The organism is Brevundimonas sp., assembly GCF_030704825.1.
In the GTDB taxonomy this organism is placed as follows: Bacteria; Pseudomonadota; Alphaproteobacteria; order Caulobacterales; family Caulobacteraceae; genus Brevundimonas.
In genome coordinates, this window is record NZ_JAUYNX010000022.1 from 26,178 (window position 1) to 45,840 (window position 19,663).

General features: G+C 70.1%; 21 protein-coding genes. 13 read left to right on the top strand and 8 right to left on the bottom strand.

The genetic code is table 11. The features are described 5' to 3' along the window. The first annotated feature begins 45 nt into the window (after positions 1-45). Complete coding sequence (locus Q8Q71_RS12080; protein WP_305759847.1) at positions 46-1,551, top strand: hypothetical protein; 1,506 nt, start codon at positions 46-48, stop codon at positions 1,549-1,551. Here the strand turns inward: Q8Q71_RS12080 and Q8Q71_RS12085 are convergent. After that, positions 1,548-2,468: a DMT family transporter gene (locus Q8Q71_RS12085; protein ID WP_305759848.1), complete on the bottom strand. Its 921-nt coding sequence runs from the start codon at positions 2,466-2,468 to the stop codon at positions 1,548-1,550. The two genes, Q8Q71_RS12080 and Q8Q71_RS12085, sit on opposite strands and share 4 nt — an antisense overlap. Before the next feature lie 71 nt (positions 2,469-2,539). On the opposite strand from Q8Q71_RS12085, the gene Q8Q71_RS12090 reads away from it, so the two are divergent. From Q8Q71_RS12090 to Q8Q71_RS12100, 3 genes are all read left to right on the top strand, one after another. Further along, on the top strand, positions 2,540-3,397 hold the full coding sequence (locus Q8Q71_RS12090) for a LysR family transcriptional regulator (protein ID WP_305759849.1): 858 nt from the start codon (positions 2,540-2,542) through the stop codon (positions 3,395-3,397). Between the two features lie 76 nt (positions 3,398-3,473). Then, complete coding sequence (locus tag Q8Q71_RS12095) at positions 3,474-3,818, top strand: hypothetical protein (RefSeq protein WP_305759850.1); 345 nt, start codon at positions 3,474-3,476, stop codon at positions 3,816-3,818. A 107-nt stretch (positions 3,819-3,925) separates the two neighbouring features. Further along, positions 3,926-5,167: a hypothetical protein gene (locus Q8Q71_RS12100; protein ID WP_305759851.1), complete on the top strand. Its 1,242-nt coding sequence runs from the start codon at positions 3,926-3,928 to the stop codon at positions 5,165-5,167. Here the strand turns inward: Q8Q71_RS12100 and cysQ are convergent. After that, positions 5,164-5,949: a 3'(2'),5'-bisphosphate nucleotidase CysQ gene (gene cysQ / locus Q8Q71_RS12105; protein WP_305759852.1), complete on the bottom strand. Its 786-nt coding sequence runs from the start codon at positions 5,947-5,949 to the stop codon at positions 5,164-5,166. The genes Q8Q71_RS12100 and cysQ overlap by 4 nt on opposite strands. A gap of 89 nt (positions 5,950-6,038) precedes the next feature. Between cysQ and chpT the strand changes: the two genes are divergently transcribed. The 3 genes from chpT (at position 6,039) to Q8Q71_RS12120 (ending at position 7,998) form a co-directional block, all read left to right on the top strand. After that, on the top strand, positions 6,039-6,707 hold the full coding sequence (gene chpT / locus Q8Q71_RS12110; RefSeq protein WP_305759853.1) for a histidine phosphotransferase ChpT: 669 nt from the start codon (positions 6,039-6,041) through the stop codon (positions 6,705-6,707). 99 nt (positions 6,708-6,806) lie between these two features. After that, the gene (locus Q8Q71_RS12115) at positions 6,807-7,178 is read left to right on the top strand and encodes a PleD family two-component system response regulator (protein WP_292098782.1); all 372 of its coding nucleotides are present in this window, start codon (positions 6,807-6,809) and stop codon (positions 7,176-7,178) included. A 4-nt stretch (positions 7,179-7,182) separates the two neighbouring features. Next, positions 7,183-7,998 (top strand): protein-glutamate O-methyltransferase CheR, encoded by an 816-nt coding sequence (locus Q8Q71_RS12120; RefSeq protein ID WP_305759854.1) that lies wholly within the window; start codon positions 7,183-7,185, stop codon positions 7,996-7,998. A 272-nt stretch (positions 7,999-8,270) separates the two neighbouring features. Here the strand turns inward: Q8Q71_RS12120 and Q8Q71_RS12125 are convergent, their stop codons facing one another. After that, on the bottom strand, positions 8,271-8,522 hold the full coding sequence (locus tag Q8Q71_RS12125) for a CopG family ribbon-helix-helix protein (RefSeq protein WP_305759855.1): 252 nt from the start codon (positions 8,520-8,522) through the stop codon (positions 8,271-8,273). Positions 8,523-8,644: 122 nt separating this feature from the next. Here Q8Q71_RS12125 and Q8Q71_RS12130 point away from each other — a divergent pair, with 122 nt between their 5' ends. Next, a complete protein-coding gene (locus tag Q8Q71_RS12130; protein ID WP_305759856.1) occupies positions 8,645-10,531 on the top strand; it encodes a M20/M25/M40 family metallo-hydrolase in 1,887 nt (628 codons plus the stop codon). A gap of 7 nt (positions 10,532-10,538) precedes the next feature. Then, positions 10,539-10,985 (top strand): MaoC family dehydratase, encoded by a 447-nt coding sequence (locus Q8Q71_RS12135; protein ID WP_305759857.1) that lies wholly within the window; start codon positions 10,539-10,541, stop codon positions 10,983-10,985. Positions 10,986-11,019: 34 nt separating this feature from the next. On the opposite strand, the gene Q8Q71_RS12140 is transcribed toward Q8Q71_RS12135, so the two are convergent. Together Q8Q71_RS12140 and Q8Q71_RS12145 are read right to left on the bottom strand one after the other, a co-directional pair. After that, the gene (locus tag Q8Q71_RS12140; RefSeq protein WP_305759957.1) at positions 11,020-11,472 is read right to left on the bottom strand and encodes a MarR family transcriptional regulator; all 453 of its coding nucleotides are present in this window, start codon (positions 11,470-11,472) and stop codon (positions 11,020-11,022) included. A gap of 18 nt (positions 11,473-11,490) precedes the next feature. Then, positions 11,491-12,783 carry a S41 family peptidase gene (locus Q8Q71_RS12145; RefSeq protein WP_305759858.1) on the bottom strand — a complete coding sequence of 431 codons (1,293 nt, stop codon included), beginning with the start codon at positions 12,781-12,783 and terminating at the stop codon, positions 11,491-11,493. A 254-nt stretch (positions 12,784-13,037) separates the two neighbouring features. Between Q8Q71_RS12145 and recA the strand changes: the two genes are divergently transcribed. Continuing rightward, positions 13,038-14,120 (top strand): recombinase RecA, encoded by a 1,083-nt coding sequence (gene recA / locus Q8Q71_RS12150; protein ID WP_305759859.1) that lies wholly within the window; start codon positions 13,038-13,040, stop codon positions 14,118-14,120. A 229-nt stretch (positions 14,121-14,349) separates the two neighbouring features. Here recA and Q8Q71_RS12155 read toward each other — a convergent pair whose 3' ends face one another. After that, positions 14,350-14,652 (bottom strand): hypothetical protein, encoded by a 303-nt coding sequence (locus tag Q8Q71_RS12155; RefSeq protein ID WP_305759860.1) that lies wholly within the window; start codon positions 14,650-14,652, stop codon positions 14,350-14,352. A 200-nt stretch (positions 14,653-14,852) separates the two neighbouring features. On the opposite strand from Q8Q71_RS12155, the gene Q8Q71_RS12160 reads away from it, so the two are divergent. Further along, positions 14,853-15,323, top strand: a complete 471-nt coding sequence (locus Q8Q71_RS12160; protein ID WP_305759861.1) for a hypothetical protein — start codon at positions 14,853-14,855, stop codon at positions 15,321-15,323. A 14-nt stretch (positions 15,324-15,337) separates the two neighbouring features. Here Q8Q71_RS12160 and Q8Q71_RS12165 read toward each other — a convergent pair whose 3' ends face one another. After that, positions 15,338-15,757 carry a VOC family protein gene (locus Q8Q71_RS12165; RefSeq protein ID WP_305759862.1) on the bottom strand — a complete coding sequence of 140 codons (420 nt, stop codon included), beginning with the start codon at positions 15,755-15,757 and terminating at the stop codon, positions 15,338-15,340. A gap of 87 nt (positions 15,758-15,844) precedes the next feature. On the opposite strand from Q8Q71_RS12165, the gene Q8Q71_RS12170 reads away from it, so the two are divergent. Continuing rightward, positions 15,845-16,369: a MarR family winged helix-turn-helix transcriptional regulator gene (locus Q8Q71_RS12170; RefSeq protein ID WP_305759863.1), complete on the top strand. Its 525-nt coding sequence runs from the start codon at positions 15,845-15,847 to the stop codon at positions 16,367-16,369. 70 nt (positions 16,370-16,439) lie between these two features. Continuing rightward, positions 16,440-19,103, top strand: a complete 2,664-nt coding sequence (gene alaS, locus Q8Q71_RS12175; protein WP_305759864.1) for an alanine--tRNA ligase — start codon at positions 16,440-16,442, stop codon at positions 19,101-19,103. Here the strand turns inward: alaS and Q8Q71_RS12180 are convergent. Further along, positions 19,100-19,660: a DUF2939 domain-containing protein gene (locus Q8Q71_RS12180; RefSeq protein ID WP_305759865.1), complete on the bottom strand. Its 561-nt coding sequence runs from the start codon at positions 19,658-19,660 to the stop codon at positions 19,100-19,102. The genes alaS and Q8Q71_RS12180 overlap by 4 nt on opposite strands. Positions 19,661-19,663: the final 3 nt, after the last annotated feature.

Genomic DNA, 19,663 nt, shown 5'->3' on the forward strand with positions numbered 1-19,663 from the left:
ACCTGTCATCGAAGCCCGTTAGTGGCGCAGGTTGTGAAAGGGGCGATGGTGATAGACAAACTGTTGGCGTTCTGGCGGCCGCTTGCGATCGCCCTGGTTCTCGGTGCGGTCCCCGGCCTCGCCCACGCCGAGTGGCGGCGGGCCGAGACCGATCATTTCGTCGTCTACAGCAACGGTTCGGAACGAAACCTGCGCGACTACGCCGTGCGGCTGGAGCGCTTCGACGCCTTGGTGCGCAGCCGCACCAGCCTTCCGCCGGCGCGGAATGTGCGCAAGCTGCCGGTCTATCTGGTCGCCAACCGGCGCGACCTGGCGATCGTCCGGCCCGGTCTTCCGGACGGCGTGAGCGGCTTCTATTCCGCTTCGGATCGGGACATCCGGGCCGTGGTCGTCCGCGGCCTGGGCGACGACATCCTGCTGCATGAGTACGCCCACCATTTCATGTTCCAGAACTTCCCCGGCGGCTATCCGGGGTGGTTCACTGAGGGCTTCGCCGAGTATTTCATGACCGCGACGGTGAACGATCGCGGTCGGGCGACGATCGGCTATTTCAATCCGGGCCGATTGCACACGCTGAACCAGCAGGCGTGGATTCCGATGGATACGGTGCTCAGGGCCCGGCCGCGCGACCTCGAACGGCGGGGGCAGCGCAGCGCCTACTACGCCCAGTCCTGGCTGTTGCTTCACTACGTGTTCGGGGATCCGGAACGCGTTCGGAAACTCGACGCCTACCTGACCGCGGTGGTCCGGGGCGCCGATCCGGTCGAGGCGCTGCAGACTCATTTCGACCTCACGCCGGACTCCCTCGAGCAGACGCTGCGCGGCTATCTGAACGGCCGCATGACCTATCTGGAGCTGGATGTCCCGGTGATCGACCCGCATGTGGTCGTCACCAGCCTGCCCGACAGCGCGGATGACACCCTGCTGTTCGCCCTCGATATCCGGGACGGCGCGCCCGACTCCGAGGGCCCGGGTCTGCTGGCGCGGGCTCGCACGATCGCGGCCGGGCATCCGCAGGACCCGCTGATCCTGGCGGCTCTGGCCCGGGCGGAACTGGAATGGGGCGAGCCCCCGGCGGCCGAAGCGGCCCTGGCCACGATTTTGGGAGCCGAGCCGGACAACGGGGAGGCTCTGAGGCTCCTCGCCGAGACGCGCATGTCGGCGGGCGACGCCCTCGACGACCCGACGGAGCGGGAGCGGCTGTATCGTCAGGCGCGCGGCCTGCTGGCGCGGGCCATGAATGCGGATCCGACGGACTATCGGGTCTATCGTCTGCTGGCGCACAGCCGCCAGGCGGCGCCGGATTATCCCACCGACAACGACCTGGAAACGTGGCGGCTGGCCGTCGCCCATGCGCCGCAGGTGCTGCCGATCCGCGGGGAGGCGGCGGAGGCGATGCTGCGAAGGGACCTTCACGACGAAGCAACCGCCCTTCTGCTCCCGGTCGCCAACGATCCCCACGGCGGAGGCAATGCGGAACGGGCGCGGGACATGCTCGCCCGGATTCAGACCGAACGCGCCGAAGCCGGCGCATCCATCGCCACGCCCTAGGTTGTTGCGGCGCGGTTCACCATCCGCATCCGCGCCAACTGCACCACCAGCACCCCCGCCCCCGCCAGCGCCAGGCCGGCGACCTGCATCGCCGTCAGCCGCTCGCCCAGGAACAGCACCGCGAGCACGGCGATCTGGATCAGCATGGTGTTGTTGATCAGGCTCGACTCCAGGGCGCTGAGCACGGCCTGGGCGCGGTTCCACAGCCAGAAGGCCAGGGCCGTGTTGGCGGCGGCCAGCCACCCGACGATCATCCAGCCGCGCGGGCTGATCTCGGGCCAGCCCTGCACCGCCACGCCTGTGGTCAGCAGGGCGGCGGCGCCCGCGGCCATGCTGACCGCGGTGATCAGCGACGGCGGCAGGCCGATGTCGCGGTTGATCTTGCGGCCGAGCAGATGCTGGCCGGCGTTTGCGAGGACGCCCGTCGCGCCGATGATCAGGCCGATGGCGGCTCCGGCCGGCAAGGCCTTCGAGAGGAAGTACAGCCCCGCGCCTGCGAGGAAGACGGCGACGCCCAGCACCTCGCGCCAGCCGATGTGCTCGCCCAGCAGCACGCCCCCGAGGATGGCCACCAGCGCCGGGGTGAAAGCCAGCATCAGGCTGAGCGTCGTCGCGGGCAGGTACGACAGCGCCAGGAACTGACAGGCTTGAGTCACCGCATACTGCAGCAGGCCGAAGGCGATCAGCAGGGCCCAGCGCTTGCGGCCGCATTCGGCCAGCCGCTTGCGGTTGGCCGCGGTCAGGATGATCGGCGACAGCAGCAGGGCCGCCAGGGCGTAACGCAGTCCGGCGAACGGCAGGGGCGCGATGTCCACCAGTCCCCATTTGATCAGCACCCAGGACGACGACCACAGCAGGGTCACGAACAGGGCGACGGCGATGGCGGTCAGGTGGGCGCGGCTCAGATGCAGGGTCATCGACGCCTGATGCCCCGCTTGCGGCGCGCGGCCTAACGACTTATCGGACGCTGTTCGTGAGTTTTTCGCACATGAAACCACCCGTTCCCGCCCTGCCCCTGAAGGCGCTCCAGGCCTTCGAAGCGACAATGCGGCTCGGCGGCATGGGCCGGGCGGCCGAGCGGCTCGGCGTCACCCATGGCGCGGTCAGTCGGCAGATCGGACTGTTAAGGCAGGCTCTCGGCCACCCCCTGTTCGAGGGGCCCCGTAACGCCCGGCGGCCGACGGCCGAGGCGGAGCGGCTGTGGAAGGAGATCGCCCCGGCCTTCGCGACGCTGGAGCAGGCGGTGGCCGGGCGCGGCCGGGCCGAACGACGGGTGCGGGTGTCCTGCCTGTCGACCCTGGCGGCGCGCTGGCTGATCCCCCGCCTCCCGCGCTTCGCCGCCGCCGCCCCGGGCGTGGTGGTCGAACTGACCGAGTCCTACGCGGCGCTGGAGCGGACCCTCGGCGGAGCGGACCTGGCCATCCGCATGCTCGCGCCGGGGCAGGCCTGTCCGGAGGGGTTGCGGGCCACGCTGTTCATGGACAACGCCATCGGCGTGGTGACCGCGTCCGCCGGCGCGCCCGACGTCCGGCTGGTGTCGCGCTCGCACCCGGCGGCCTGGAGCAACTGGACCGCCCTGACCGGGCGGCCCGCTCCCCTCGGCGGCCCGATCGAGTTCGACCACCAGCAGACCATGATCGAGGCGGCGGCGGCGGGTCTGGGCGCGGCCGTGGCCCAGCGGCCGCTGGTCGAGGCCGACCTCGCCTCCGGGAGACTGTCCGCGCTCCATGGCTTCGTCGGCGACGGCGCCATGTTCGCCGCCTTCAGCCGAGCCAATGACCTGGGCCCGGCGGCGCGGCGGCTGCTGGACTGGCTGGGCGAAGAGGGCCGATCACGAGCGCGTTGAGCGCCTTCCTTCCGCCGCCGGGCCGTGTTTCTGTGCGGATCGACGAAACGGCGCGGGGCGCGTCGTGGAGGTTCCGATGATCATTCTGGCCTTCTCGGCCGCCCTGACTCTCGCGGGCCCTTTCGCCGCGCAGGATCCGCTCCCGTCCTACGACGAAGCGGTGCGCTGCGCCGGCCTGACCCAGGCCGCGTCGGAACTGGAAGGCGGCGAAAGCGGCGAAGGGCGCAGCCTCTACGACGCGGCGCTCTACTGGTCGCTGACGGCCCTGCAGATGGCCCAGGCCGCCGCCCGGCCGATCCCGGCCACGGAGGCGGACCAGACCCGCGCCCGCATCCGCGGGGTGCGCGAACTCAGCGCCGGGGACGCGGCGGCCCGGACCGAACTGCAACGCTGCCGGACGCGGGCGCCGCGGTTGGGCTGAAGCGGCTGTACGGTCAAGCCGAACCTCGGGCGCGGCGTCGCGTTTGCTAGTCGAAGCCTGTGGGACGCCTGACGGTCCCGAAGCGGGACGACCGGAGCGCCTGGCCCATGTTCGAATTCGGCCGAGACCTGAGAAAGCTGTTCGAAAAGGCGCGCGAGAGCGACGATCTGGGCTGGTTGGAGCTGATCGGCGCCGATCTGGTCGCGGCCGAGGCCCAGTCCCTGGCCCTCGACGCCGGCCGGGTGTCCTGCGCCCGCCCCTTCGACGCCTGGATGCGGGCGTCGGCCCTGTGGCGCGAGCATGCCCGGCGAACCGGCCTTCGGACCAGCCTGGACCGGGCCGCGGCGGCCGCTTCCGACGCGGCGCGACATACCGCGACGCCCGATCAGACGGCGGTCGCGGCGATCGAATCCGGCCAGATTCACCTGCTGCGTTTCGACCTGTTCGGCGGTCCGGAGAAGCTGACGGCGGCGCTGGCGGATGTTCAGTCCCTGACCGCCGAGCGGCCGGTCACCCGTTCCGCGGCGGCGGCCCTGCACGCCCGGCTGACGGCGCGGCGGGCGCGGCTGTCGGGCGAGCCGGGAGCCATGCTCGACGCCGCGGCCCTGCTCGACGCGGCCCTGCACGGGGCCAGGGCCCTGCCGCCGACTTTGGGCGACGACCTGCGGCTGGACCGGGCGGCGCTGGCGCTGGAGGCAGGGGTGGCGCGGCGCGACGGCCGACTGCTGGACCAGGCCGGGCGCGACCTGCGGGCGCTGGTCGAATGCGCCTCGCCGGACTACCGGCCCCTGACGCGGGCGCGCGCCCTGGCCCTGGCCGGGGCCGGGCTGATGGCCCTGGCGCGGCTGGCGAAGAATGAAGCCGCCGAGGCCCAGGGCCAGGCTCTGTTCGAAGCCGCCGCCGACCAGTTCACCCCCGATCACAGCCCGCTGGACTGGGTGGCGGTGCAGCTGGTCCAGACCGATCGTGAGACGCCGTTGGCGCGGCTGGTCGAGGCCGAGGCCCTGACCCGCGCGCCGGGGCTGGTTCTCGGGGCCCTGACGCGCGAACGTCGGCTGGCGGCCGAAGCCGCCCTGGCGGAAGCCGCGGGCGATGTCGAAAGCCTGACCGGCCTGGAAGCCGTGGTGCGGCGCGGTCTGGCCGAGGCGGCCCGGACCCAGCCGCTGGAATGGGCCGCCGACCAGATCGGCATGGCCCATCTGGCCCTGGCCAAGGGTCGGCTGACTGGAACCGAGCCCCGCGCGGTCGGCATGATGCTGGCCGAGGCGATGGAGACCGCCCGCGAATGGGGCGCTCCGGCCCTCGCCCGGCGCGCCTCGCTGGTGCAGCCGCAGCCCGCCGCGGTCTAGCCGCCCAGGGCGACGAACCCGCCGTTGGCGAAACACGGCTTGCCGTAGCGCAGGGGCTGGCCGTCTTCCGCCATCACCCGTCCGCCGGCGGCCTCCAGCACCGCCTGCCCCGCCGCCGTGTCCCATTCCGAGGTGGGGCCGGTGCGCGGATAGGCGTCGAACCGGCCCTCGGCGATCAGACAGAATTTCAGCGACGAATCCGTGCCCTGCCACTGGACGCAGCCGTGGCGCGAGGCCAGACGCCCGGCCTCGACGTCGGTCATGCTGTGGCTCATCACGGCCATGGGCGAAGCCGGGCGGTTGCGGACCTTGATCGGCTGCCAGGCCTCGCCGAACCGGCGGCGGAAGGCGCCGGCGCCCGGCGCGCCGCTGCGCCAGGTGGTGGCCGTGGCCGGGGCGGTCACCACGCCCGCCACCGGCGCGCCCTTGTGGATCAGCCCGATGTTGACGGTGAAGCTCTCGCGCCCCTCGACGAAGCCGCGGGTGCCGTCCAGCGGATCGATCAGCCAGAACCAGTCGGCGGCCGAGGCCGGCGCCCCATCCGCCGCGACGGCCTCCTCGGCCACGGTCTGGACGCCCGGATACAGGACCTCCAGCCGCGCCAGAATGAGCGCTTCCGCCTCCTGGTCGGCCCGGGTGACAGGACTGTCGTCGGCCTTGGTCTCCGCGACCACGCCGTTGCGCCAGTAAGGCAGGATGACGCGCGCGGCGTCCTCGGCGATGTCGGCCAGGGCCTCGATCAGGGCGCCGGACGCGAGGTCGGCGGTCAGTCGTTTGCTCATGCCGCCCGATTAGAGCATCGGACCGGTTTCGCGAACCGGCAAATCAGGTCAGCGTCCGGCCTGACATCCGACTGTTGCTCCGGGGCCCTATGACCGACACCTCCACCGCCCTGCCCGACGGCCAGGCGCTTCCTGACGGCCAGGCATTGGCCGCCCTGATCGCCGGCAAGCTGTGCCACGACTTCATCAGCCCGGCCGGCGCGATCAGCTCCGGCCTGGACCTGCTGAAGGATCCATCCGCCCAGGATATGCGCGACGACGCCATGGGCCTGATCGAGGCCAGCGCGAAGAAGATGGTCGCCCTGGTCTCGTTCGCGCGGGTGGCCTTCGGGGCCGCGACCTCGGCCGAGCGGTTCTCGGGCGTCGAACTGGGCGGGCTGGTCGCGGGCCTGACCGAGGGCGGACGGGCGACCCTGGACTGGCGTGTCGCCGAAGGGGACTATTCCAAGGCCCAGTCGCGGGCGCTGGTCAACCTGGCCTGGCTGACGACGGCCGCCCTGCCGTCGGGCGGCGTGGCCGCGATCACGACCCGGCGCGACGGCGCGGATCTCGTGATCGAGGGGCTGGCCGAGGGGAACCGCGCCCGGCTGAAGGCGGAGGCCGTCGCGGGACTGGCGGGACAGCCCCTCAGCGAAGGCCTGCCCGGACAATGGATCCAGCCCTACTGGCTGTGGCTGACCGCCCGCGACGCCGGCGGTTCGCTGGACGTCCAGGCCGACGAGGGCCGGGTCGTGCTGACCGCCCGCATGCCTAACTGACGCTTAAGCCGGTTTCCCAAGGACTCGTTAACCGGCGCGGGCCGATTATGGGCCCTCGCACACGGGGGCGTTGTGCACCCTGTTTCGGAATCTTCAACCGTGACTCCCAGAACCTGTCTGATCGTCGACGACAGCCGGATCATCCGCAAGGTCGCGCGGCGCATCGTCGAGGGACTCGGCTTCGAGGTCGACGAGGCGGCCGACGGCTCGGAGGCCCTGGCCTTCTGCGGCGGAGTCATTCCCGAGGTCATCCTGCTGGACTGGTCCATGCCGGTGATGGATGGCATGACCTTCCTGCGCCGCCTGCGCGCCCTGCCCGGCGGCATGGCTCCCAAGGTGCTGTTCTGCACCATCGAGACCCGCGCCGAACGCATCGCCGAGGCCCTGTCGGCCGGGGCCGACGACTATGTGATGAAGCCGTTCGACGGCGAGATCCTGACCTCGAAATTCGCCGAAGTGGGGGCCGTCTGAGCCGATGACCCCGGACGATTTCGATCGCCTGCAATCGCTGATGGCCTCGCGGGCCGGCTTCCGGCTGACGCGCGACCGGATGAAGCTGGCCGAACACCGGCTGGGCCCGGTGGCGCGGCGCGAGGGATTCGAGACCGTTGACGCCATGCTGGCCTCGCTGTGGGCCAGGCCGGTGGCCTCTCTGGGGTGGTCGGTGATCGAGACGCTGCTGAATCCGGAGACCTGGTTCCGGCGCGACCGCGACAGCTTCGACACCTTCGGCAAGGAGCTGCTTCCGGCGCTGGCCAAGGCCCGCGGCGGACAGCCGATCAGGGTCTGGTCCGCCGGCTGTTCGACCGGTCAGGAAGCGTGGTCTCTGGCCATCGCCGCCCGGGACGCCGGCGCGCCCGTCGAGATCGTCGCCACCGACCTGTCCCAGCGCGCGCTGGAAAAGGCCCGCTCCGGCGCCTACACCGGCTTCGAGATCCAGCGCGGCCTGAAAGCCGAAACCATGTTGCGCTGTTTCGACCAGGTCGAGGACGCGTGGATCGCCAGGGCCGAACTGCGCGCCATGGTCCATTTCGCCCGCGCCAACCTGGTCGACGCCCCGACCGACGAGCACCGCTTCGACATCATCTTCTGCCGCCATGTCCTCGGCGACGCCGATCCGGCCCGGCGCGGCGAGATGTTCGACAATCTCGAACGCCGGCTGGTCGACGACGGCTGCCTGTTCCTCGGCCCGGAGGAACAACCCGACGGGGACAGCATCGCCTTCCGCGCCGTCGCCGGTCGCAAGGGTCTGTTCGTCAAGTCCCCGGCGGCGCTGCGCCGCGCGGCCTAGATCCGGTCCACGGGCCGTCGCGCCATGTGACGGACGTGCATGATGCGGAGGGCGTCCGGATCGATCACATAGATGACCAGTAGGGAGGTCTGGCGCACGGGCAACTCGCGCGTGCTCTCCACCCGACCCGACCAATTTCGGGATGACGTTCCAGGCGACCGACGGCCTCGATCACCGTGCTTCGACGTCAAACGCCGCTGCGGGACTGTCCCGGGCGATGTAGTCACATTGCGCCCGCAGGTCCGAAAGGGCCCGCCGGGTCCAGAGTGGTTTCACGGCCCGGTTTGCGCGGCCGCCCGCCTCGCTTCGAATTCCGCCGCCACGTCCTCATGCGACGTGACCCGGCCCGCGGCGATATCAGCGCGGGCCTCGGCCACCGCCGCGATGATCTCGCGTTGGTCCTGGACATAGATGGCGACCGCCTCCGCCACCATCGAGCCGACCGGGACGCCGCGCGTTTGCGCCCAGGCCTCGAGATCGGTCCTGTCCGCATCCTCCACGGGGACGGAGATGTGTACGGTCATGGCGTGGAGACTACGCCCAAATCGACGAGGTCGCCAAGATCGGGAACCAACCGTCGATAGAACCCGAGGATGACGGACGCGCAAGGGCCCGCTAGCGTAGCCTTTCATCGGGGAGGTGGATCATGCGGCTGTTCTGGCTGATCGGGTCGTTGGCGCTTGCGCTCGGTCTCGCGGCGTTCACCTTGCAGGTCCCCGCGCCGGCGGGTATCGGCGCCCCGGTCACGGACTTCTCCGCCGGGCGGGCCATGATCGATGTCCGCGAGATCGCGCAACGGCCTCACCCCGTGGGCTCGGCGGATCATGCGCGCGTCCAGGCGCTTCTGCTGCGGCGGATGGCGGCGCTCGGCCTGCAGACCTCGACCCAGACCGGCCCGATCTCGCCGGGCGCGATCCAGTATCTGCGCGAGATGGGCGGCGACCCCGAGGCCGCCGATTTCGCCGCGACCAATCTGGTCGGCGTCCTGCCCGGGCGCGACCCGCGCCTGCCCGCCGTGGCCCTGATGGCCCATTACGACACCGTGCCGATGTCGGCCGGGGCGGCCGACGACAGCACCGGCGTGGCGGCTGTGCTGGAGGCGGTGCGGGCCATCCGCGCGCGCGGTCCGGCCGACCGGACGCTGGTGGTCCTCTTCACCGACGCCGAGGAGATCGGCCTCGACGGCGCCCGCGTGTTCTGGGGCGGCCACCCCCTGCGCGACCGCATCGGCGCGGTGGTCAACCTCGAGGCGCGCGGCGGCGGGGGTCGGGCCATGATGTTCGAGACCGGACGCGGCAACGCCGGAACCATCGGCCTGTTCGCCCGCGCCGGGGCCCGCGCCACCGGGGGCGTCTCGTCCAATTCCCTGGCGGTCTTCGTCTATGAGGCCATGCCCAACGGCACCGACTTCACCATCCCCAAGGACCGCGGCGTCCAGGGGATCAACCTGGCCTTCATCGGCCGTCCCGAACAGTACCACGCGGCCGTCTCGACCCCCGGGGCGCTCGATCGGGGCAGCGTCCAGCACATCGGCTCCCAGGCGCTGGAGATGTCGGACGCCCTGTTGCGCGCGCCCGCCCTGCCGGCCGCCACGGCCAACCTCGTCTACGCCGACCTGTTCGGCCGGGTCGTCGTCGGCCATCCGCCCGTCGCGGGATGGGGACTGCTCGCCCTGGCCCTCCTTGGCCTCGGCCTCGCCGTCTGGCGCGCCAGGACCCGCGCGGGTCTGACCTTCGCCGACGCCGGGCGCGGCATGGTCGATGGCCTGTGGTTCCTGTCGACGGGACTGGTCCTGACCCAGCTCGTGCGCCTGCTGGCCGGGCCGATGTCGGCGCGGGCCGAGAGCGCCGACGCCTACTACACCCTGCTGGGCCGGCTGCCGTGGATGGAGGCGGGCGCCGCCCTGACCGTCCTGGCCGTGGCGCTGGCCCTGTTCGGCGGACGGACGCGCGTGGACCGCCGCATCGTCGCCGGGGCCATCGCGGCCGCCGCCGTTCTGGCCCTGATCCTCGGCGGCGTGAACCCGATCGTCATCGGCGCCGCTGTGATCGCGGTCGGCCTGTCCCTGGTCCCCGGCCTCGCCGCCCGCTCGACCTGGGGCGGGTGGACCGGCCTGATCGCCCTGATCCTGGTCGTCGCCACGGCCGCCCAGGCGGCGGCTCCCGAGGCCGCCTTCCTGTTCGTCTGGACCGGGCTGCTCGCCGCGACCGCGGCCGCCCTCGCCGCCTTCCTCGACCCCGGCCTGACCGGTCCGCGGTCGCTGGTCCCGGCCGCCGTCGCCGCCGTGCTCGGCGGCGCATGGATCATGGGCCAGGCGCACACCGTCTTCCTCGGCATCGGCATGGACCTGCCCGGCGTTCTGGTTCTGCTGGGCCTGCTGGTGCTGATGCTGGTGCGGCCGCTCAGCCCGGAACGGGGTCTGGCGCGGCCCCTGCTGATCGGGGCGGCGGCGGCCCTGCTCCTCGCGGGCGGTCTGTCCGTGACGGCCCGGATCATGGAGCCCATGGGCCCCGCCGACGCCGCCCGGACCTGAGCCGGGCATGACGGAGCCGCTCTATCTCGAAGACCTCCACGTCGGTCAGACCTTCGTCGGCGGGCCGGTCACGGTCACCACCGAACAGATCAAGGCCTTCGCCGCCGAGTTCGACCCCCAGCCCTTCCACCTCGACGAGGCCGCCGCCCGCGACAGCCTGTTCGAGGGTCTGGCCGCCAGCGGCTGGCACACGGCGGCCCTGACCATGAAGCTGCTGGTCGGCGCCTTCCCGCTGGCGGGCGGCCTCGTCGGGGCGGGCGGCGAGACCACCTGGCCGCGCCCGACCCGGCCCGGGGATGCGCTCACCGTCCATGTCGAGGTGCTGGAGATCATGCCCTCCCGGTCACGCCCCGACCGCGGCATGATCCGCACCCGCAGCGAGACCCGCAACCAGCGCGGCGAGGCGGTGCAGGTCTCGACGGTGCGCATCGTGGCCTGGCGCCGGCCGGCCTGAGGCCTGGGCCGCCCTGGGCGCCCGTCGCGGACTTTCAGACGACTATGCGGTCGATCAGGGGGCGGGACCTGAGGGAGCTGATCGCGCGATTTATGGCTTCGAACACGGGGCCGGCGTCCTCCTCCATTTCGGCGTAGGCGCGGTCGAACTCGGGATCCAGCCGGTCGAGCAACGCCAGTTGCTCGCGCCCCCTGTCCGTAATCTCGATCAGGATGACGCGCTGGTCGTCAGGATCGGGCCGGCGGCTGATCAGGCCCAGCGTCAGCAGCTTGGGCATCTTCTGTTGGATGAGTTGGTGTGAACGGTCCAGCGCCCGCACGAGATCGGCGACAGAAACCGGGCCGAGCGTCGCGATGGCGCCCAGCAAGGACGAGGACTTGACCGGGATGACAATGCCGGCGCGCCTGAAAACTTCCGCCGACTGTTGCTCGATCAGTTCGCTCAACTGCTCGCTAAGGCGACCCAGGAAGGTGCGGTTCAACTCCATCATTTGTTCAACAGCCCCTCAATCCAGACGGCGATAGGCAGCCGTCTCGCCGGATTTCCACACACGCTCCAGACCGCTCACCGCACCATTTTCACGGACCAGACGTAACCGGTAGTCATCCGTTCCCTGGACCGCAAACAGATCCTTCCCGATCGGATCAAGAGCGAGAACGAAGCGATCGCGCCAGTGGTAGGAGAGACCCGTCGGAGTGCGGACAAGCGTTCGACCTTCGTACGTTCCGACCGCTTCATCCAGGTTCGCGGCGTCCGGGGCCTGGCCGGAGATCGCGAACTCGACGGGCGCCAAAGCCCATCCGGCGTCGGCGTCGCCCGCCTCCGCCCGGCTCTGCAGCAGGAATTTCTGCGCCGCCAGCAGGGCGTCGGAGGCCGGCACGACAAGGTCAGGGGTCACGCCGACGCCCTCGAAATCCTGTCCGTTGACCGGGTCCCGGATCTGACCGATCGGCACCTGCAGCATAAACCGGTCGTCTATCGGCACGCGGCCGACGGGATGCGCGCCACCGGCGGTGCGTTCGCCGATGATGGTCGCACGGCCGAGCCGCTGGAGCGAAAACGCCATCCATTCGGCTGCGGAGAAGGACGTCGATCCCGTCAGCACCACGACCGGCATATCCGCCGAGCGCTGGCCGGGCACGGCGGCCAGGCTCCACTGGCCCCGCTCCACGCGGACCCCATGGTCGTTGTAGTTATAGTCGAAGAATTCCTGCTCCTTGCCCGGCGCGTATAGGTAGCTCATCAGGAATTGCGCCATCTCCAGGACGCCGCCGTTGTTGTAGCGAAGGTCAAAGATGAGCCCCTCGGCGCCTTCGGCAAATCGCATGGCCCCTGCTGCGATCTCCTGAGCGTATTGCGGATCGGCGAAGAAATCGAAGCGGATATAGGCCAGGCCTCCATCCAGCCGTCGGGCCTCGCGAAAGCCGAAATTGGCCGCCCGCTCGCTGTCGCGCTGGGCCTGGGTCGCCGTCTCGCCGCCCGCCTTCGCCCGGTTTTCAGCCGCGACGCCATCGGGATCGAAGGCCACCGAGAAATGCAGATCGTCGCTCGCCCTGACCAAACCCTGCGCCAGGATTTCGGCGAAATGCTCGCCATCGACCGGCCCGGATTGAACCCGTCTCTCCAACTCGGCGGATATGGCGGGGATGCGTTCGGGAAAAACGTAGTTCTGCCGCAGCGCCGCCTCGAGGTGAGAAACAACTTCCCGCTGCGCCTCGCGATCGAGGGTCTGCGCGACGACCGGCCCCGGGGCCAGGGTGGCGACGGCCAACAGCGAGAGAATAGCCCGAAAAATCATCTACAACTCCTGTCATACAATATATTGCGCAATATATTGTATTATTCCTCGCGTCAACCTTCGCCGGCGGTAGGGCAAGAGGGACGCTCATCCGGGAGTCAGCTGCGTCAAATTTGGACGTACTCTCGCCGGCTCGCAAAAGAACATATTGGCAACCGGAACAAACCGTGTACTAACTGCGTCTCAACAGGGAGCGGGTCCAGGCGGGTCTCTCCCGGAACCAGATGGGAATCATGGCAAGGGAGAGCGGCAAGGTGGCGGCACAGGCGAATCTGAAATTGGTGACCCGGGACGACGGCGACAAACAACGCGCGCTTGAGGCGGCGATCGCCCAGATCGACCGCGCCTTCGGCAAGGGCTCGGTCATGAAGCTCGGCAAGGGCGGGGTGGTGGCGGAGATTCCGTCCGTCTCGACCGGCTCGCTGGGCCTCGACATGGCGCTCGGCATCGGCGGCCTGCCGCGCGGCCGGGTGATCGAGGTCTTCGGACCCGAAAGCTCGGGCAAGACGACGCTCGCCCTGCACACCGTGGCCGAGATCCAGAAGGCCGGCGGCACCGCCGCCTTCGTCGACGCCGAACACGCGCTCGATCCGGGCTACGCCCAGAAGCTGGGCGTCAATCTCGACGACCTGCTGGTGTCCCAGCCCGACACGGGCGAACAGGCGCTGGAGATCGTCGACACCCTGGTGCGTTCGGGCGCCGTGGACATCGTGGTGGTCGACTCCGTCGCCGCCCTGACGCCGCGCGCCGAGATCGAGGGCGAGATGGGCGACAGCCTGCCTGGCCTGCAGGCCCGTCTGATGAGCCAGGCGCTGCGCAAGCTGACCGCCTCGATCAACAAGTCGCAGTGCATCGTCCTGTTCATCAACCAGATCCGCCACAAGATCGGCGTCATGTACGGCTCACCGGAAACGACGACGGGCGGCAACGCGCTGAAATTCTACGCCTCGGTCCGCCTCGACATCCGCCGCACCGGCGCGATCAAGGATCGCGACGAGGTCGTCGGCAACACCACCCGGGTCAAGGTGGTCAAGAACAAGGTCGCCCCGCCGTTCCGCGAGGTCATCTTCGACATCATGTATGGCGAGGGCATCTCCAAACTGGGCGAGATCATCGACCTGGGCGTCAAGGCCGGCATCGTCGAGAAGTCGGGCAGCTGGTTCTCCTACGACAGCCAGCGCATCGGCCAGGGCCGCGAGAACGTGCGCGCCTTCCTCAAGGCCAATCCCGACATCGCCGATTCGATCGAGAAGGCCGTGCGCGCCTCGACCACCAGGATCGCCGAGGAACTGCTGGGCACGCCCGAACCCGACGAGGGTCAGGACCTCGAGGGCTGAGCCGGACGGAGCGGACTCTTCGGACGCTTCGGACGGTGTTTTTCGCCGCCGATCCGGACGGAGCGGACGCTTCGGACGCTTCGGACGCTTCGGACGGTGTTTTTCCGCCCGCGGCCCACATCGACCTTCTCCGGCCGGGTCCCGCGACCCGCCATCCGACCCCGCCGGGCCGGGCCGGACGGAGCGGCCGCTCGACCTCCACCCGGGTCGGGCGGCCTTTTTTCCGTGATCAGTACGGCCAGTCAGGCGGCAGATAGGGCCCCATCTCGGAGCAGACGTACATCGGGGTCTGATCGTAATAGGGGGTCGGGATATAGGGGTGGATCACATAGACCCAGCTCCCGCTTTGACCGCAGGAATCCGTCGCCGTGCCCAGTTCCTCGGTCTTCGCCTCGTCGGCGTAATAGACATAGGAATAGGCGACCAGGGCGGGATCCCAGGACTGCCGCATCAGCGCCTCGGCCGGCCCCACCGCCGCCGTCACCAGGGTCGCGGTCGCCACCGCCAGACCCAACCGTCGAATGTTCTTCATCTCGAACTCCCTCCGTGCGCCCAATGCGCGCCCGGACCATGAGAGGCCAGTACCGGCGGTTGCAAATCACATAGTCGTGCCTACCTATGGTTAATCCTGCGCGTCGCCCGCCGGACCGGACGGAGCGGCCGCGGGCCCGGCGGTGTTTTCCCTTGTTCGGGGCTCCGGCAAGCGTAACCATGGCGCCGGGAGGACTTCAGATGATGCGATCGGATTTCGGCGCTCTCGCCCGCGCCACGGTTCTGGCCGGTCTGGCCGGCGGCGCGGCGGATATACTCACGGCCTTCGTCATCTACCGCCCGGCCACGCCCGTGGTGATCCTGCAGGCCGTAGCCAGCGGTCTTCTCGGCCCGGAGTCGTTCAGCGGCGGCGTGGGCGCCGCGGCCGTCGGCCTCGCCGCGCATTTCGTGATCGCCATCATCTTCGCCGGCATCTTCGTCGCCGCCGCCCTCCAGGCGCCGGTGGCGTTCCGCAGGCCGGTGCTGGCCGGCCTGCTGTTCGGCGTCGCGGTCTATGGCGTCATGAACGCGATCGTGGTGCCGCTGTCGTTGTCGCCTGCGCGCCCCACACCGCCCGACCATATGATCGGCCTCGGCCTGCTGGCCCACGCCTTCTTCGGCGTCGCCCTGTCGCTGGTGGCCGCCCGGATGTTGCGCCGGGCGACGGACTGAGCCGTGCCCCGGCCTCAGGCGCGCAATTCGACGCCGTTGCCGTCCGGATCGGTGATCGAGAAGGACATGCCATTCCCGCTCGCCCCGTAGCGGACGCCTTCGGATTCGACCTCGACGCCATGCCGGCGCAGATGTTCGCGCGCGGCCTCGGGATCGAAGGCGGCGATACGGATGCAGATGTGGTCCATGTTGTGAGCGTCGGCGCCCGGAGCGGCTCCGCCCCGCTGGCCGATGACGCCGTCCACCGGCACGAGATCGATCAGCGACGCCCCGGCCCGCAGTTGGATCAGGCCCAGATCGTCCCGCCGACGCTCGACCGGACAGCCCAGCACCCGGGTGTAGAAGTCCAGCGACCGGTCCAGGTCCGTGACGCGCAGCACGACGTGATCGATGCCGGTGACGGTGAAGCCGTTCTCATGTTGGGCCCTAGCCATGTCCGTTTCTCCTTGCGCAGCCTGGAAGGCGAGTTATCTTGACGCCAAGATAATCCTCTTTGTCTCGACGTCAAGATACTTTTCCGCATGGCCCATGCCGCCGACCATATCGACCGCCTGCAAGCCCAGTGGGCGCGTGAACTGCCCGATCTCGATACCTGCGGCATGGAGGTGCTCGGTCGGGCCCGGCGCATCGTGCTGCGGAGTCGCCCCTCCATCGAGGCGGTGTTCGCGAAACACGGCCTGGACGCGGGCGAGTTCGACGTCCTGTCGACCCTGCGGCGCTCCGGCCCGCCCTACGCCCTGCGCCCCACCGAATTGTACCGCTCGCTGATGATCTCCTCGGGCGGCCTGACCGATCGGCTCAACAGACTCGCGAAGGCCGGCATGATCATCCGACCTGCCTCGCCGGACGACGGGCGCAGCCTGCTGGTGCAACTGACCGACAAGGGGCGGACCACCGTAGAGACGGCCTTTCGCGAGGACATGGCGGTGGAGGCCGCGATGCTCGCGCCGCTGGACGCAGCCGAACGCCGCCTGCTGGCGGACCTGCTGCGCAAACTGGCCCTGGGCATGGAGGCGTCGCCGGATGGGCCGAACGCCGATGGGTGATGCGTTCGGGGCGAAAGACCTATATGGACGCTGCCTCCCTGCCCTTTCCTGAACGCATTTGCGACGAACCATGTCCAGCCTGAACCAGATCCGTTCGACCTTCCTCGACTACTTCGCGGCCGACGGGCACGAGAAGGTCCGGTCGGCCCCGCTGGTGCCGCAGAACGACCCGACCCTGCTGTTCGTCAACGCGGGCATGGTGCCGTTCAAGGACTATTTCACCGGCGCGGCCACGCCCCCGTACAAGCGCGCCGCCAGCTCGCAGAAATGCGTCCGCGCCGGCGGCAAGCACAACGACCTGGACAACGTCGGCTACACCGCCCGCCACCACACCTTCTTCGAAATGCTGGGGAATTTCTCCTTCGGCGACTACTTCAAGGAACACGCCATCGAGATGGCGTGGAAGCTGTGCACGAAGGAATTCGCGCTCGATCCGAAGCGGCTGATGGTCACTGTCTACATCGACGACGACGAGGCCTTCGACCTGTGGAAGAAGATCGCCGGCCTGCCGGAATCGAAGATCGTTCGCATCGCCGGCTCGGACAATTTCTGGTCCATGGGGGACACCGGTCCCTGCGGTCCCTGCACCGAAATCTTCTGGGACCACGGCGACCACATCCCCGGCGGCCCTCCCGGCTCGCCGGACGAGGACGGCGACCGGTTCGTGGAGATCTGGAACAACGTCTTCATGCAGTTCGAGCAGGCCGCCGACGGCAGCCGCACGCTGTTGCCCAAACCCTCCATCGACACGGGCATGGGCCTGGAGCGGATCGCCGCCGTGCTGCAGGGCGTGCATTCCAACTATGAAACCGATCTGTTCCGCGCCCTGATCGCGGCTTCGGAAGAGGCGACCCATACGAAGGCCGAGGGCGACCGAACCCCCAGCCACCGGGTCATCGCCGACCACCTGCGGTCGTCGTCCTTCCTGATCGCCGACGGCGTCACCCCCTCGAACGAGGGGCGCGGCTACGTCCTGCGCCGGATTATGCGCCGGGCCATGCGCCACGCCCACCTGCTGGGGGCCGCCGATCCCCTGATGCACCGGCTGGTGCCCACGCTCGTGGCCGAGATGGGCGAGGCCTACCCCGAACTGCGCCGCGCCGAGGCCTTCATCACCGACACGCTGAAGCAGGAAGAGATCCGCTTCCGCACGACGCTGGGCCGCGGCATGGGACTGCTGGAGGACGCTGCGCGCGACCTCGGCGAGGGCGGCGTGCTGTCGGGCCAGACCGCCTTCACCCTGTACGACACCTATGGTTTCCCGCTGGACCTGACCCAGGACGAGGCCCGCCGTCGCGGCTTCACCGTCGACACCGACGCCTTCGACGCCGCCATGACCGAACAACGCAGCCGCAGCCGCGAGCACTGGACCGGCTCGGGCCAGACCGCCTCGACCGGCGAATGGCTGGCCCTGCGCGACCGCCTCGGGCCCACCGTCTTCACGGGCTACGACGCCGTCGAGGGGTCGGGCGAGGTTCTCGCCATCGTGCGCGACGGCGCGTCCGTGGACGAACTGGCGCCCGGCGAGACCGCCGAAGTCCTGTTCGATCAGACTCCCTTCTACGGCGAGGGCGGCGGCCAGGCCGGCGACCGCGGCGAGATCGAATGGACCGACGCAACCGGCCAGCAGGGTTCGGCTGCGGTGCTGGACGTCCAGAAGCACGCCGGCGACCTGTTCGCCCACCGCATCGAGGTGACCTCGGGAACCTTGGCCATCGGCGCCCGCGCCCAGCTGCGCTCCAGCGCCGCCGCCCGCCTGACCACCCGCGCCAACCACTCCGCCGCCCACCTGCTGCACAAGGCGCTCGCCAATGTGCTGGGCGGCCACGTGGCCCAGAAGGGCCAGATGGTCGACGCCGAACGCCTGCGCTTCGACTTCAGCCACAACGCCCCCGTCACCGAGGACGAACTGGCCAGGATGGAGGATGAGGTGAACGCCGTCATTCGCCAGAACCTGCCCGCCGAAACGAAGATGATGGCCCCGCAGGAGGCCATCGCCGCCGGCGCCGTCGCCCTGTTCGGCGAGAAATACGGCGACGAGGTCCGCGTCCTGACCCTCGGCCGCGCCCTGACCGGCGACGGCCCCTACTCCGTCGAACTGTGCGGCGGCACCCACGTGGCCCGCACCGGCGACATCGCCCTGTTCAAGATCACCTCCGAGACGGGCATCGCCGCCGGCGTCCGCCGCATCGAGGCCCTGACCGGAGAGGCCGCCCGTCAATTCCTGCTGGCCCAGGCCGGGGTGGCGAAAACGCTGGCCCAGAGCTTCAAGGTCCAGCCCGCCGACGTCCCCGCCCGCGTCGAGGCCCTGACCGCCGACCGCCGCGCGCTGGAGAAACAGGTCGCCGACCTGAAGAAGCAACTGGCCCTGGGCGGCGGCGGGGCATCGGCCAACGCCGCGCCGGAAGAGATCAACGGCGTCAAACTGATCGCCCGGGTCCTCGACGGCGTCGACGGCAAGGGCCTGCGCGGCGTGGCCGAGGACTTCCGCAAACAGGTCGGCTCGGGCGTCGTGGCCCTGATCGGCCTTACCGACGGCAAGGCGGCGATCACCGTCGCCGTGACCAGCGACATGGCCGGCAAGGTCAACGCCGCCGATCTGGCGCGGGCCGCGGTCGTCGCCATGGGCGGCCAGGGCGCGGGCGGCAAACCGGACTTCGCCCAGGGCGGCGCCCCGGACGGATCGAAGGCGGAAGAGGGCCTGACGGCGGTGCGGACGGCGCTGGCCGGTTAGGCGCCGCGCCCGGTCTGGATGTCGACCGCCGCCAGCTTCCATTCGAACAGGCCGCGCCGTTCCAGAATCAGGGCGAGCCGGTCGTCCGGCTGGTCCCGGTCGGTCAGGGTGACGGCGAATTCGTTCAGGCTGCGATAGCCCCAGGATTGGTGGATGTCGTCGCCGTCGGCCTCGTCGCCCGCGGGTTCGGGCGCCGGGCGGCGTGTCGGATCGGGCGCCTCGGCCGTTCGCACCATGTCCGCCACCACCTCGGGCGTGACCAGGGTGTCGACCGCGCCGGACAGGATCATCGGCGCCAGCATCATGCCCAGTCCGCCGAGGCCGCTCCCGGCCACGCGCGGGTCGCGCCGCATGCGGGCGACCAGTTCGGCGTTCAGCTCGTCCTTCAGGCTCTGGCGCAAGGCCGGGAAATCGACCAGCCGCTCGATCTTGCGCTCGTCCCCGGCCTTGGCCGCGCGGATCAGGGCCTGGGCCGTCAGGACGGGCGCGGCGGCCCAGGCGAGCGCGAGCAGGGCCACAGCCCCGGCGGCGACGCCGACGATCAGTTTCTGGTTCATGCG

What these genes read in the sequence shown, in the direction of transcription:
- Q8Q71_RS12180 (WP_305759865.1), bottom strand. Translation starts at nt 19,660, where the DNA reads ATGAACCAGAAACTGATCGTCGGCGTCGCCGCCGGGGCTGTGGCCCTG.
- Q8Q71_RS12080 (WP_305759847.1), top strand. Translation starts at nt 46, where the DNA reads ATGGTGATAGACAAACTGTTGGCGTTCTGGCGGCCGCTTGCGATCGCC.
- Q8Q71_RS12170 (WP_305759863.1), top strand. Translation starts at nt 15,845, where the DNA reads ATGGCCCATGCCGCCGACCATATCGACCGCCTGCAAGCCCAGTGGGCG.
- cysQ (WP_305759852.1), bottom strand. Translation starts at nt 5,949, where the DNA reads ATGAGCAAACGACTGACCGCCGACCTCGCGTCCGGCGCCCTGATCGAG.
- Q8Q71_RS12100 (WP_305759851.1), top strand. Translation starts at nt 3,926, where the DNA reads ATGTTCGAATTCGGCCGAGACCTGAGAAAGCTGTTCGAAAAGGCGCGC.
- Q8Q71_RS12155 (WP_305759860.1), bottom strand. Translation starts at nt 14,652, where the DNA reads ATGAAGAACATTCGACGGTTGGGTCTGGCGGTGGCGACCGCGACCCTG.
- Q8Q71_RS12135 (WP_305759857.1), top strand. Translation starts at nt 10,539, where the DNA reads ATGACGGAGCCGCTCTATCTCGAAGACCTCCACGTCGGTCAGACCTTC.
- Q8Q71_RS12085 (WP_305759848.1), bottom strand. Translation starts at nt 2,468, where the DNA reads ATGACCCTGCATCTGAGCCGCGCCCACCTGACCGCCATCGCCGTCGCC.
- Q8Q71_RS12130 (WP_305759856.1), top strand. Translation starts at nt 8,645, where the DNA reads ATGCGGCTGTTCTGGCTGATCGGGTCGTTGGCGCTTGCGCTCGGTCTC.
- Q8Q71_RS12120 (WP_305759854.1), top strand. Translation starts at nt 7,183, where the DNA reads ATGACCCCGGACGATTTCGATCGCCTGCAATCGCTGATGGCCTCGCGG.
- alaS (WP_305759864.1), top strand. Translation starts at nt 16,440, where the DNA reads ATGTCCAGCCTGAACCAGATCCGTTCGACCTTCCTCGACTACTTCGCG.
- Q8Q71_RS12140 (WP_305759957.1), bottom strand. Translation starts at nt 11,472, where the DNA reads ATGGAGTTGAACCGCACCTTCCTGGGTCGCCTTAGCGAGCAGTTGAGC.
- Q8Q71_RS12125 (WP_305759855.1), bottom strand. Translation starts at nt 8,522, where the DNA reads ATGACCGTACACATCTCCGTCCCCGTGGAGGATGCGGACAGGACCGAT.
- chpT (WP_305759853.1), top strand. Translation starts at nt 6,039, where the DNA reads ATGACCGACACCTCCACCGCCCTGCCCGACGGCCAGGCGCTTCCTGAC.
- Q8Q71_RS12160 (WP_305759861.1), top strand. Translation starts at nt 14,853, where the DNA reads ATGATGCGATCGGATTTCGGCGCTCTCGCCCGCGCCACGGTTCTGGCC.
- Q8Q71_RS12165 (WP_305759862.1), bottom strand. Translation starts at nt 15,757, where the DNA reads ATGGCTAGGGCCCAACATGAGAACGGCTTCACCGTCACCGGCATCGAT.
- Q8Q71_RS12090 (WP_305759849.1), top strand. Translation starts at nt 2,540, where the DNA reads ATGAAACCACCCGTTCCCGCCCTGCCCCTGAAGGCGCTCCAGGCCTTC.
- Q8Q71_RS12145 (WP_305759858.1), bottom strand. Translation starts at nt 12,783, where the DNA reads ATGATTTTTCGGGCTATTCTCTCGCTGTTGGCCGTCGCCACCCTGGCC.
- Q8Q71_RS12095 (WP_305759850.1), top strand. Translation starts at nt 3,474, where the DNA reads ATGATCATTCTGGCCTTCTCGGCCGCCCTGACTCTCGCGGGCCCTTTC.